This window comes from Hydrogenobacter sp. (assembly GCA_041287335.1).
Taxonomy (GTDB): Bacteria; Aquificota; Aquificia; order Aquificales; family Aquificaceae; genus Hydrogenobacter.
In genome coordinates this window covers 1-11,838 of sequence record JBEULM010000024.1, presented here as the reverse complement: position 1 = coordinate 11,838, position 11,838 = coordinate 1, and the positions used below count along the sequence as shown (strand labels likewise).

Below are 11,838 nucleotides of genomic sequence, written 5' to 3'. Positions count from 1 at the left end.
AGTTCTTGGGATAATGCTCACCTTTTACACTATAGGTCAGGAAGGTTTTGTGGACACAAAAAAGGTGATGGTTGGACTTGCACTTGCCCTAAAAGCTACCGCAGTAGGACTTTTGGTGGCTATACCTTCCACAGCTCTTTACAACATGCTTTTGAGAAAGGTCAAGGAAAAAGTAGCCATGTGGGAGAAGCTCAATGGAAGAGAGAGAGTTTAAAGACATAAACGTCATACCTCTCGTTGACATAATGCTTGTGCTTCTTACCATAGTACTTATAACGGCAACGTTCGTAGTTCAAGGGTCTATCCCAGTACAACTTCCCACCGCAAAATCTCAAGAGAGCAAACAGCTAAAAGGTATTGAGATAGTCATAACAAAGGATGGTAACATACTCTTTGAAGGAAAAAAGTTGGATCTTGATGAATTTGAAAGGATCCTTTCAGGAATGAGCAGGGACACAAACATAAAGTTACTGGCTGACAAAGATGCAAGCGTGCAGTCACTGGTAAGCGTACTTGATGTGCTAAAGAGACTAAACTTTGCGAAGGTTTCCATAAGAACAGAAATAAAGTAATGTATCTTAAATTAAGAGCTTACTTTACTTCCTTTTTCATACACACCCTTGTTATAGTTGTCTTCCTGATTTTTAGACCTCCATTGCACAGAACCGTGGAGATAGATCTCACAAAGCTTGAGATACAAAAGGAGCAGAATAAAGAAATAAAGAAGGAGATAACTAAAAGACAAGAAGAGATCACCCATTTACAAAAAGAACCTCCAAAAGTGGAAAAGCGAGTTAAAAAAAGCGTTGTAAAACCCCAAAGCGAGATAAAGGAGCAAACAAAAAGTAGTGAGATAGAGACTCCGAATACCCAAAAGGTGCAAACCGAAGAGAATCTGCCAAAAGAAGAAAGGAAAAGTGGAAGTGAAAGCTCTGAAGGGCTACCAGGCACATCCACAGAAAAGACTCCAGCGATAGGAAGAGGAAATCAGACTAAGCCCTCAGCTTCCGAAGTTACAGTAAAAGGGCAAAAAGAACTTGAGGAAGAGTTTTTAAAGGGAAAGCTGGAGATCATATCTGGCATAATAAAGCAGAACATCACCTATCCGTTGCTCGCGCGAAAGCTGGGTATGGAAGGAAGGGTCGTGATATCCTTCCTTCTCACAAAGGACGGGCATGTAAAGGATATAAAGGTTGAAGAAAGTTCCGGCTATAAAATCCTTGATGACAATGCAGTAAACACTTTAAGGAAGGTTGAGAAGTTGATACCAAAACCACCGGTGGATGTGAGGATCAAACTTCCCATTATTTACAAACTTGAGTAAGTCAGTTTTTAACATTTTTGGAAATTACTGATGCAAGTATGGATACGAGAATAGCGCTCATTATAAGGAGAAGCGAGACTCCAACGGGTATGTGATAAAAATCTGACACAAGCATCTTCACGCCTATAAAACCGAGTATGAAAGCAAGTCCATAATGCAAGTAGTGAAACATAGGTAGTATGGCATCGGCAGCAAAATACAGCGAGCGAAGACCCAGTATAGCAAAGATGTTAGAAGTGTAAACCACGAAAGGGTCTCTTGATATGGCTAAAATGGCAGGAACTGAGTCAATCGCGAACATGAGATCTGAGCTTTCTACAAATACAAGCGTAAGGAAAAGAGGCGTTGCGTAAACTTTCTTCCCCTCTTTGATGAAAAAACTTCCATTGTGGTAATCTGGTCTAAGTGGAATGAGCTTTCTTGCTATTTTGTAAACTAAGGTTTCTTCTGGATAAAACTCCTTTTCCTCTGTAGTCAGAAGCTTTACCGCAGAAGCCAGAAGTATAAATCCGAATAAATAAGTTATCCAATCAAATCTTTCAACTAAACCTATCCCAGTAAATATAAATACCGCACGCATTATTATGGCACCAAAAACACCCCAGAAAAGTATCTTGTGCCTGTACTCCTCAGGAATTTTGAAGTATGAAAATATGAGTATGAAAACAAATATGTTATCCAAGCTGAGGGATTTTTCAAGCAGGTATCCCGTGATGTACTCGGTTGCATGCGTATAACCCTTGGTATACCATACATAGAGACCGAACCCAAGCCCCAAAGATATCCAAAAAAAGGAGAGCAGAAGGGACTCTTTCACAGATACCTTATGGGGCTTTCTGTGTAAAACGAAGAGATCCAAAAAAAGAGCTATAAGTATGAATAGAGAAAACACCAGCCACTGAATCACTATATATATTATAGACTGAGTTTTTCTTTAATAAGGTCTATGATTTTTACCGGGATGGGATCGTATCCGTAGATCTGTGCCAGATAAAAGCTTACCCAGTCTCCCATGTGTATGAGGTAGAAAAGCCTCTGTGGAAAGTTCTCACCCTTACCCTTTAATACAAAGGGGGAAAGCCCCAGATCTTTGAGTATACTCTCTGTAAGTTCCACCCTCTTTATAACTCTTGGATGGTCTTCAGGATCAAAAAGCAAAACAAAGTTGCAAAAGCTTCGCGTTGTTGGATTGTCAAGCCCTACAATTTCATTGTGGTGTAGTTCCGGCAGTATAGCTGTGTAGCAGAGGGTTTTAGCGTTTTCGTTTATCTGTGTCTTCCACCTGAAGGCTACAGCTTCAAGAGAAGGCGTGGCATACAATACAGGTATGTATCTTTCAAGAACACTGGCTAACTTTTGCGCATCCTGTTTTACGCTTTCCCTATTTTTTTCTAAAAACAGCGCCATACCTTTAAGGCTCTCCTGCATTCCCACCAAGGAAAGTAAAGCTGATAACATGAAACCCAGCGCGTACCTGGGCGGATAACCTGCAGGCAACTGAATATGAGTGAGTCCTTCCTCCTTTGCAAAATCTTTCAACTTCCCTCCAGTGCTTACACATATGGGTTTTATACCCCTTTCTGTAGCTTGCTTTGCCACGCTTAAAGTCTCTTCCGTGTTTCCGCTGTAGCTAATACAGACAACAGCCCATCCTTTCTGTATGTAAGGAGGCAGATCGTAACCTCTTGAGGACAATACAGGTACAGAAATACCGCTTTTCTCAAGTAGTACCTTTGTGAGATCCCCTACTATACCTGATCCTCCCATACCGCTGAAGACTACACCACTGTATTCTTTTAAATTCATACTCTCACAGCTCACAGTACCCAGCTGTTTTGGAAAGTTCTCAAGCATTTCCTGAGCGTTCATATTCGCCTACCTCCTCTTTTGCTGTAACTCAATCGTTTTTACCTTCCTATAACTGCAGCAGTCAGTTTTTCAATCTCTCCTATTATAACTTCCTTCAACTCCTTTAGTCCTTCGCCTGTTACCGATGACACAGCTACAAAAGGAAAGCCCATTTTTTTAAACTCCTCCTCAAGCTCATTAAGGAGTTTTCTGTTTGAGAGTGCGTCTATTTTAGTGCCTACTACTATCTGCCTTCTTTCAAGCAATTTGGGATCGTACTTTTCCATCTCGGAATTCACGCTTTTAAAGGCTTGGATCGGATCCATCTGCCTAAAGTCTGATACATCTATAAGATGAAGTAAAAGTTTCGTTCTCTCAATGTGCCTGAGGAACTCAAGACCAAGCCCTTTTCCTTCCGATGCACCTTCAATAAGACCGGGTATATCAGCCAATACGATCTTTTTCCCATCCCCCAGATCCATTACGCCTAAGACAGGGGAAAGCGTAGTAAAGGGATAGTCAGCTATTTTCGGCTTTGCTTTTGTGAGCTTAGAAATGAGCGTGGATTTTCCTGCGTTGGGAAGTCCAATGATCCCGACATCGGCTATAAGTTTAAGCTCAAGTATTAGCCATCTATCCTCTCCTTTGTGTCCCTTCTCAGCGTAGCGTGGTGCTTGATTAGTAGGTGTGGCAAAGTGGGCGTTTCCCCTTCCTCCCTTTCCACCTTTTGCAACAACGCATCTTTGCCCCTCTTGTATGAGATCACACAGTATTTGACCACTTTGAGCGTCTATTACGACTGTTCCAAGAGGCACTTCCAACATAAGATCCTTTCCATTTTTACCGTGCTGTCTCTTGCCTTTGCCATGCTCTCCGTTTTGAGCCTTGAACCTTTTAGTGTACTTAAAGTCATAAAGGGTGTGTTTTTTTGAAGTAGCTATCAGTGTAACGTCTCCACCTTTTCCGCCGTCACCTCCTGCAGGTCCACCGAAAGGTTTGTACTTCTCCCTTAAAAAGGCAACAGCACCGTTACCTCCATCTCCCGCCTTAACATGTATTTTAACCCTGTCCACGAACATGCGATATATTTTATATATTATGCTTGCGGATATAAAAAACAGACTTGAAGAACTAAAAGAGAAGTTTTTTGATGTGGAGCAGGCTATGGATATAAGCTCTATGAAGGAGGAGCTAAAAAAAATAGACACAAGTATGTCTTCTGCGGACTTTTGGGAAGATCAGGAGAAGGCTAGGGAGCTGACCCAAAGGAGAAAGTTACTTGAAGAGACTATAAGGGAATTTGAAAGGATAAAGAGTTCCATCGAAGGAGTAGAGGAGCTTTTAAAGGAGGTTGACGAGGAAGATTTAGAAACACTCTCCATGATAGCTGAAGAGCTACAGTCCATAGAGAAACCTGTAAAGGATCTTGAGATAAAGACCTTCCTATCCGAGGAAATGGATAAAAGTAATGCTTACCTTACCATACAGGCGGGTGCGGGTGGCACAGAAGCGTGTGATTGGGCAAGTATGCTCCTGCGTATGTACAGAAGGTGGGCTGAAAGGCACGGCTACGAAATAGAAGTGATAGATGTAAATCCCGATGACGTTGCGGGCATAAAAAGTGCAACCCTCCTCATAAAGGGACCTTACGCTTATGGATACCTGAAGGGTGAAAGTGGCGTACACAGACTTGTCAGGATATCTCCCTTTGATGCTAATGCAAGAAGACACACATCTTTTGCTTCCGTATCTGTAGCACCGCAGATAGATGAAAGTATAAACATAGAGATAAGGGAAGAAGATATACAGATGGAAACCTTCAGAGCGAGCGGTGCGGGTGGACAGTACGTGAACAAAACGGACACCGCTGTGAGAATAAGGCACATACCAACAGGTATAACTGTCTCATGCCAACAAGAGAGGTCTCAGTTTCAAAACAGATTAAAAGCTCTTGAACTTTTAAAAGCCAAACTTTACCAACTTGAGCTTCAAAAGCTTGAAGAAAAAAAGAAAGCTCTTGAGGGTGACAAAACGGATATAGGCTGGGGTTATCAGATCAGGTCATACGTATTCCAACCTTATCAGATGGTCAAAGACCTAAGGACAGGTTTAGAAGTGGGGAATGTGGACGCCGTCATGGATGGGGATATAGATGCTTTTATAGAAGAGTACTTAAGGTGGAAGGCAAAGGAGAAGGTAAGGATCTAATGCTCTTTGCGAAAAAGGAGAGATTGAGGGAGATTTTTGAACGTCTAAAAAGTGATTACATAATTATAGCGCCAAAGGTAATAAATGGAGCTATTCTCTACGATAAAGTGGATAATTTTGACGAGTTACCCTTTGGCTATAGGGATTACCAAAAGGCTGGATATTATAGACTTGAAAAGCTTGATACGAAAGAGTTTTTTACATACACGCATCCGGTAAACTCCATCAAAAGTTTTATCCATCCTCCTGAACTCACCTTTATGCGAATGGAAAAGAAGGAAACTAAGGTAAAGTTTTCTTACGACTTGCCAAAGGGAAAATACGCCTTTTTTGATGTCAGAGCGTGTGACCTGAAGTCTCTGAAAATACTTGACGAAGTTTTTATGGATAAAAATATCTTTCCTGACCCATACTACAAAAGCTTAAGGGATGACATCTTTGTTGTTGCTGTGAACTGCACTTACGCAACAGATGTGTGCTTTTGTGATACATTATCTTCAGGTCCAGAGGCTAAGGAAGGTTTTGATCTGTGTCTTACAGAAATTGAGGAAGGGTTTTTGGTGGAAGTGGGAACCGAAAGGGGTGCGAAACTTTTGGAAGGCATATACCTTGAAGAGGCAGATGATGACAAAAGTAGCAAGAAGCAGGAGAAAATCAATAGTTTAAAAGTGAGAAAAGAAGTGCTCCCAGAGGATCTTCCTCAAAGGCTTTATAGCGCTATGGAACATCCTTTCTGGGATGAGGTGGCAAAGAGATGTCTTGCATGTGCAAACTGTACGCAAGTCTGTCCAACTTGTTTCTGCTTTGATATACTGGAAGTAAACGACATAGACCTCAATAGGAGCTGTAGGGTAAGGGTCTGGGACTCTTGCTTTAGTCCCTCTTTTGCAACTCTGCATAAGTTTAATCTGAGAGAGAGTATAATGTCACGATACAGACAGTGGCTTATGCACAAGTTCGCTTACTGGATAGATCAATTTGGCACTTTCGGTTGTGTAGGCTGTGGGCGATGCGTAACTTGGTGTCCTGTAGGTATTGATCTGCTTGAAAGTGTGAAATCCTTGTTAAAGGAGGAGTAGCCTTGAGGACAATACTTGCTCTACTTTCTTTGATCTGCCTCTCTTTGGCTGTATCCAAAGAAGACATGGACAGGCTCGTTGAAAACTCCACATCCGTGATAAAAGAATTGAGAGCTGGTACAGAGGGAATACCTGAGGAGCTTTTGAAGAAAGCCAGAGGTGTTATCGTATGCCCTGGGTTGATAAAGGGTGCCTTTATATTCGGTGCTGGAGGCGGAAACTGCGTAGTTAGCTACAAAAACCCAAATACAGGTGAGTGGAGCGCACCCGCCTTTTACACACTTGCTCAGGCTTCTTTTGGATTCCAGATTGGAGTAGAGTCTGTTGATCTTTTACTCGTCGTGAATACAGATAGAGGCATGAGAAGTCTTCTCAGGAGTAAGGTGAAACTTGGTGCAGATGTATCAGTGGCTGCAGGTCCCGCAGGTAGAAGCGCATCAGCTTCAACCGATATTAACCTAAAAGCGGATATATACTCTTACTCAAAAGCAAGAGGTGTATTTGCTGGAGTTTCCCTGCAAGGTGCTGTACTTATACCTTACGAAGACGGTATAACCGCTTATTATGGAAAGAAGCTCACTCCAAGGGAAATACTCTTCGGCAAGGTCCATATGCCATCATCAGCTATTGAGTTCACTAAAACCTTGAAAGCTTCAACCACCTTTTAGCTTTAAAAGCCTTATCCGATAAGACCTATTCACATTAAAACTGAAGAGTGTTTCTCCTTTATCCTCTTGACAGTTTATTGAATAAATCGCACCGGAAACCTTTTCTTTAATAGGATCACCTTTTGCGAGACCTACGTAGAGGCACACGGACAGTTCCTGTGGACAGTTGCACTGTATGGGAGCTTTTAGATTTACATTTTTTATAATTTTCTCAGCTATAGCTTTTCTGGAGCTTTCCCTTTGGTTGTGATAGGGAAAATATAGCTCTCCATAAAGAAATCTCAGAAACACACTTAATATGATGAGACTGTAGAAAAACCTTTTAAAGCTTTGAACTTCAAAAGATCTATAAATGTAAAAGGAAAATACAGTGGCAAGAAGGGGATAAAGGGGTAAAACATACCTACCTGCGGAATTTGACAAAAGGTAAGGAAGGTAATTGAGCGCAAAGACTAAAATGAGGATCCTTACTTCATGTGGAAGGTTGAACTTTTTATGTTTAAAAAGCATGCATACTGAAATAAAAAAGATCAAACTGTTTGGAAGGGTATCTTTGAAGTTAAGAAGAGGGAAGGTAAATATATGAAGAACTCTTGAAAACTTCTCCCCACTTATCCTACTGAAGCTTTCATAGAAGAGGGTCTTCAAATAGATATACGGATCTTGTGTATTTAAAAGCCACAAAGCGGGTAAAAGTACACTTATAGCGTGGGAAATGAAAAGTTTTCTGTCCAATATGAATCTCAAGTTTTTTTGATAAAGACCAAAAGCCAGCAATGTAAGAAAATAAAAGCCATAAGCTGGGAAACCTTTCAAAAGCGCTGACAGTCCAGTCAAAACACCAGCCAAGATACTCCAAAGAATAGAATTACTTTTTAAGTACATATAAAGGCTCACCATACTTGCAAATACAAAGAAGGTTAAGGTAATATCTATCTCGGCCAAGTATCCATAAAAGAAAAGTACGTTCCCAAAGGTCAAAAAAATGAGCGCCGAGAGGAGAGCCATTTGCGAGTTCTTAAACAGGTAGTAAGAAAAGGCAAATATAAGCAAAAGGCATAAAAGCAAGAATGTTAAGCTCACAGCTCTTGCGGTTAGTTCACTCCAAGGCAAAAAGTGAGAGTATAACAGTATTAACCAGTTAAATAGCGGTGGTTTATTAAAGTATGGCTTTCCCAAAAGGTATGGTTGGATGTAGCTTTGGCTTTTGGACATCTCGTAAGCCACAGCCACCCTTAAAGGTTCTTCATTTCTAAACTCGTAAGTGTTTATATTGGGTAAAAGAGACACAAAAGACAGGAACAAAAGCAACAAAATAACCACTTTCGCTTATAATTATAACACATGGGATACAAAGTAGCCATAGTGGGAGCTACAGGTGAGGTAGGAAGGACTTTTCTGAAGGTTTTGGAAGAGAGAAACTTTCCGGTGGACGAACTGGAACTTTTCGCATCGGAAAGGTCTGAGGGTATCCACCTTACCTTTAGAGATGAGAAGGTAAAGGTTCAGGCTCTTAACAAAAGATCGGATTTTAGGGGTATAGATATAGCTCTGTTTTCTGCAGGTAGTTCCATAAGTAAAGAGTACGCTCCCAGATTTGTATCTGACGGCGCTGTGGTGATAGACAACTCTTCAGCGTGGCGCCTTGAGCCTCACGTACCGCTGGTTGTACCTGAGGTAAATCCCGAAGATGTTAGAGAACACAAAGGCATAATAGCCAATCCCAACTGCTCCACTATACAGATGGTTGTGGCACTAAAACCCATATACGATGCTGTAGGTATAGAAGCTATAGTTGTCTCCACTTATCAATCCGTATCTGGTGCAGGTGCAAAAGCCATAAGAGAGCTTGAGGAGCAGGTAAGAGCATGGTGCGATGGAAGGGAGCTTCCAGAACCTAAGGCTCTGCCAAGAAGAATAGCTTTTAATGTTATCCCTCAGATAGATGTCTTCACGGAAAACGGATACACCAAAGAAGAAATGAAGATGTTAAACGAAACGAGAAAGATCATGCATGATCCCAACATGAGGGTTTCCGCAACGACTGTAAGGGTTCCAGTCTTTTATGGACATTCGGAAGCGGTAAGTGTAAAGCTTAAAAAAGAGTTAAGTCCTGAAGAAGCTAAGAAAATCCTCTCTAAGGCTAAAGGTGTTGTTCTTGCAGAGTATCCCACAGCTCTGGATGTAGCAGGAAGAGACGAGGTTTTCGTGGGAAGGATAAGGAAAGATCTGGTATTTGAGCCGGGTATTTGTATGTGGATAGTAGCTGATAACATACGCAAAGGTGCAGCCACAAATGCCGTACAAATTGCAGAACTTTTAACTCAGTTTGCGCTCGTGTGAACTATGTTAAGGATAAAAAGTTCCGCACTTGAAAAGATAATAGCTCAAGCCGAAAGGGATTATCCTTACGAAACTTGCGGTCTCTTGCTTGGAAAGATAGATGGGGATGTGAGAACCGTTTTTGGAGCTTTTGAGACTCCAAATGTGAATCCGGATAGAAAGAACGACAGATACGAAATAGCACCTGAGGATTACCTAAAAGCTGAGGAAAAGGCGCGCCAGTTTGGTCTTGAGATAGTTGGAGTTTACCACTCACACCCGGATCACCCCGATAGACCTTCCAAGTTTGATGAGGAGAGAGCCTTTGAAGGCTTTTCGTACATAATACTTTCTGTGAGCAAAGGTAGAGTTGTCTCTTACAAAAGCTGGGAACTTTTTGAAGAAAAGTTCAGACAGGAAGATATTTATGTATTCGGATGAAGCCTAAACTGAGGTATATAGACGTGATCGCACTTGACGGGGGGTTCCTTATAAGGGATCCTCTGGGTATCTCGGAAAATCTTTTCGTTTCAAAGGAAGCTTTGCTCATCATGTCCTTAATGGATGGAAGCAGAGACGTACTTGATATAAAAGCCGATTATTTTAGGCTTACCGGACAGATCATAAGCGATGAAGACCTTATGGACTTTTTAAAGAGACTTGATGATGCCCTATTTTTAGAAAACGAGAAATATGCAGATGCACTGCAGTACAAAAGGCGAGAGATGTTTACAAAGGGTATAAGGGATATGTCCCATGTGGGGGAGGTGTATCCTGCAGATGCACAGGCGTGTGAACGTTTTCTGAAAGGACCAGAAATACAGGAAAGACTTTCTCCACTTGGTATTATGGTACCACATATGGATATAAGAATAGCCAAAAGTACTTATTGGGAAGCTTACGGAAGGATAAAAGGGGACAAGGATCTTGTCGTCATTTTAGGAGTATCTCACTATTGGCACGAAATGCCCTTTTCTGCGCTTCCCCTTGATATGAAAACGCCCTTTGGCATACTAAAAACTAACAGAGCGCTTATAGAGAAACTTCAAAGCTTTTATAACTTTGATATTACCCATGACATTTTATCATACAGATACGAACACTCTATAGAATTTGCATCCGTATATGCAAAAATGATCTTTCCAGAAGCGAAGGCTTTGGCTCTCATCGTGTCTTACGGTGATGAAAAATTTCTGAAAACTCTCGGAGAGAATCTTCTCAGGGTGGTTGAGCCTTTTATACATAAAACGCTCTTCATATCCAGCGTAGATATGAGCCATGTAGGTAAAAAATTTGGGGACAGCCTTTGTTACGATCCATCTTTCAAAGACAGGGAGTATCTGAGATATCTTGAAGATCTGGAGTATGAGCAAGCCTTTGAGCTTTTAGAAAAGGACAAAAACAGGACGAGAATAGATGGACAATACACTAACTTTGTATTTGCACATATACTCAAAAAGTGCGGGCTAACTAAGGGAAGAATACTTGATTACAAAGTATACTATGAAAGACTTACAGACTCTAAGGTATCTTACGCAAGCATGGTGTTTTAACATAAAACCGGCAAGAAGTCTCCATCTTCTATATACCAGTTTTATATAGTATATGTTGTATGAGTCACTCACCTTACGAGTGGTAGGGCAGGAACTGTCCAAAGTGAACCCTCCCCTCAGCTAATTGAGGAGCTTCCTGCTTCAACGGAGCTTTTAGCTCCTCCACAGGCATAAGCTCGGGTCGTTCCGACCCTACCGCTCGTTAGGTGAGCGAACCCATAAAGCAATAAGTTTTTGCCTGCGTTTATATCCCTGTCATGTCTTGTGCCACACACAGGACAGACCCACTCTCTATCGCTCAGCTTGAGTTCTTGATTTTTGTATCCACACACATGACAGGTTTTAGAAGATGGATAAAACCTGTCAGCAAAAATCAGCTCTCTTCCATGCCACAAAGCTTTGTAGGATAGATACTCAAAAAACTTCCTCCATGAGCTGTCCTGTATGTGCTTGGAAATGTTTCCAGAGAGAAGACCCTTCACATTTAAGTCCTCAAGGATAATGGCTTGGTTCTCGCTCACTATCCTTCTGGACAGCTTATGCAAAAAGTCCTCTCTCTGGTTTTTGACTTTCTCATGAAGTTTTGCCACCTTTAGCCTTTGTTTTTCATAGTTTTTTGAACCCTTTTGCTTTCTTGAGAGTTTCCTCTGCTCCTTTGCCACCCTCTTTTCTGTTTTGACAAGATACTTGGGATTTTCTACCTTTTCCACACTGCCATCTGAGTAGCAAATGGTGGCAAAATGCTTAACTCCTACATCTATGGCACATATTCTATCCACCGCCTCTAACTTTTGAATTTCTTTGCAAACCCTCACAGTCAGATAAAAAGAACCAGC

14 protein-coding genes are annotated in these 11,838 nt (G+C 41.4%); 9 read left to right on the top strand and 5 right to left on the bottom strand.

The features are described 5' to 3' along the window. The 3 genes from ABWK04_03525 to ABWK04_03515 all read left to right on the top strand — a co-directional run. On the top strand, positions 1-214 hold a 214-nt coding region (locus ABWK04_03525; protein MEZ0360956.1), incomplete at its 5' end, for a MotA/TolQ/ExbB proton channel family protein. Further along, entirely contained in the window at positions 195-572 is a 378-nt protein-coding gene (locus ABWK04_03520; GenBank protein MEZ0360955.1) for a biopolymer transporter ExbD, read from the top strand. The genes ABWK04_03525 and ABWK04_03520, both read left to right, overlap by 20 nt. Beyond that, positions 572-1,324, top strand: coding sequence for an energy transducer TonB (locus ABWK04_03515; protein ID MEZ0360954.1), 753 nt, complete (start codon positions 572-574; stop codon positions 1,322-1,324). The genes ABWK04_03520 and ABWK04_03515 overlap by 1 nt, the downstream gene beginning before the upstream one ends. Position 1,325: 1 nt before the next feature. Here ABWK04_03515 and ABWK04_03510 read toward each other — a convergent pair whose 3' ends face one another. Genes ABWK04_03510 through obgE form a run of 3 tightly spaced genes read right to left on the bottom strand, consistent with a single transcriptional unit; the run spans position 1,326 to position 4,251 of the window. Beyond that, on the bottom strand, positions 1,326-2,231 hold the full coding sequence (locus tag ABWK04_03510) for a TerC family protein (protein MEZ0360953.1): 906 nt from the start codon (positions 2,229-2,231) through the stop codon (positions 1,326-1,328). A gap of 8 nt (positions 2,232-2,239) precedes the next feature. Beyond that, positions 2,240-3,193: a bifunctional phosphoglucose/phosphomannose isomerase gene (locus ABWK04_03505; GenBank protein ID MEZ0360952.1), complete on the bottom strand. Its 954-nt coding sequence runs from the start codon at positions 3,191-3,193 to the stop codon at positions 2,240-2,242. Between the two features lie 38 nt (positions 3,194-3,231). Then, on the bottom strand, positions 3,232-4,251 hold the full coding sequence (obgE, locus tag ABWK04_03500) for a GTPase ObgE (GenBank protein MEZ0360951.1): 1,020 nt from the start codon (positions 4,249-4,251) through the stop codon (positions 3,232-3,234). A 19-nt stretch (positions 4,252-4,270) separates the two neighbouring features. On the opposite strand from obgE, the gene prfB reads away from it, so the two are divergent. Genes prfB through ABWK04_03485 form a run of 3 tightly spaced genes read left to right on the top strand, consistent with a single transcriptional unit; the run spans position 4,271 to position 7,127 of the window. After that, complete coding sequence (prfB, locus tag ABWK04_03495) at positions 4,271-5,380, top strand: peptide chain release factor 2 (protein MEZ0360950.1); 1,110 nt, start codon at positions 4,271-4,273, stop codon at positions 5,378-5,380. Beyond that, positions 5,350-6,459 carry a 4Fe-4S dicluster domain-containing protein gene (locus ABWK04_03490; GenBank protein MEZ0360949.1) on the top strand — a complete coding sequence of 370 codons (1,110 nt, stop codon included), beginning with the start codon at positions 5,350-5,352 and terminating at the stop codon, positions 6,457-6,459. The genes prfB and ABWK04_03490 overlap by 31 nt, the downstream gene beginning before the upstream one ends. A gap of 2 nt (positions 6,460-6,461) precedes the next feature. Beyond that, positions 6,462-7,127: a lipid-binding SYLF domain-containing protein gene (locus ABWK04_03485; GenBank protein ID MEZ0360948.1), complete on the top strand. Its 666-nt coding sequence runs from the start codon at positions 6,462-6,464 to the stop codon at positions 7,125-7,127. Here the strand turns inward: ABWK04_03485 and ABWK04_03480 are convergent. Continuing rightward, positions 7,113-8,450 (bottom strand): glycosyltransferase family 39 protein, encoded by a 1,338-nt coding sequence (locus tag ABWK04_03480; GenBank protein ID MEZ0360947.1) that lies wholly within the window; start codon positions 8,448-8,450, stop codon positions 7,113-7,115. The two genes, ABWK04_03485 and ABWK04_03480, sit on opposite strands and share 15 nt — an antisense overlap. 21 nt (positions 8,451-8,471) lie before the next feature. Here ABWK04_03480 and ABWK04_03475 point away from each other — a divergent pair, with 21 nt between their 5' ends. The 3 genes from ABWK04_03475 to amrB are packed head-to-tail and all read left to right on the top strand — an operon-like array spanning position 8,472 to position 11,002. Beyond that, the gene (locus tag ABWK04_03475; GenBank protein MEZ0360946.1) at positions 8,472-9,470 is read left to right on the top strand and encodes an aspartate-semialdehyde dehydrogenase; all 999 of its coding nucleotides are present in this window, start codon (positions 8,472-8,474) and stop codon (positions 9,468-9,470) included. Positions 9,471-9,473: 3 nt separating this feature from the next. Next, complete coding sequence (locus ABWK04_03470) at positions 9,474-9,890, top strand: M67 family metallopeptidase (protein ID MEZ0360945.1); 417 nt, start codon at positions 9,474-9,476, stop codon at positions 9,888-9,890. Then, positions 9,887-11,002 carry an AmmeMemoRadiSam system protein B gene (gene amrB / locus ABWK04_03465; GenBank protein MEZ0360944.1) on the top strand — a complete coding sequence of 372 codons (1,116 nt, stop codon included), beginning with the start codon at positions 9,887-9,889 and terminating at the stop codon, positions 11,000-11,002. Before ABWK04_03470 ends, amrB begins: the two co-directional genes overlap by 4 nt. A gap of 116 nt (positions 11,003-11,118) precedes the next feature. Here amrB and ABWK04_03460 read toward each other — a convergent pair. Then, positions 11,119-11,838 (bottom strand): RNA-guided endonuclease TnpB family protein (locus tag ABWK04_03460; protein ID MEZ0360943.1); only part of this gene is annotated, 720 nt, incomplete at its 5' end.

Coding starts and splice junctions, on each gene's coding strand:
- ABWK04_03520 (MEZ0360955.1), top strand. CDS start 195: ATGGAAGAGAGAGAGTTTAAAGACATAAACGTCATACCTCTCGTTGAC.
- ABWK04_03515 (MEZ0360954.1), top strand. CDS start 572: ATGTATCTTAAATTAAGAGCTTACTTTACTTCCTTTTTCATACACACC.
- ABWK04_03505 (MEZ0360952.1), bottom strand. CDS start 3,193: ATGAACGCTCAGGAAATGCTTGAGAACTTTCCAAAACAGCTGGGTACT.
- obgE (MEZ0360951.1), bottom strand. CDS start 4,251: ATGTTCGTGGACAGGGTTAAAATACATGTTAAGGCGGGAGATGGAGGT.
- prfB (MEZ0360950.1), top strand. CDS start 4,271: ATGCTTGCGGATATAAAAAACAGACTTGAAGAACTAAAAGAGAAGTTT.
- ABWK04_03475 (MEZ0360946.1), top strand. CDS start 8,472: ATGGGATACAAAGTAGCCATAGTGGGAGCTACAGGTGAGGTAGGAAGG.
- ABWK04_03470 (MEZ0360945.1), top strand. CDS start 9,474: ATGTTAAGGATAAAAAGTTCCGCACTTGAAAAGATAATAGCTCAAGCC.
- amrB (MEZ0360944.1), top strand. CDS start 9,887: ATGAAGCCTAAACTGAGGTATATAGACGTGATCGCACTTGACGGGGGG.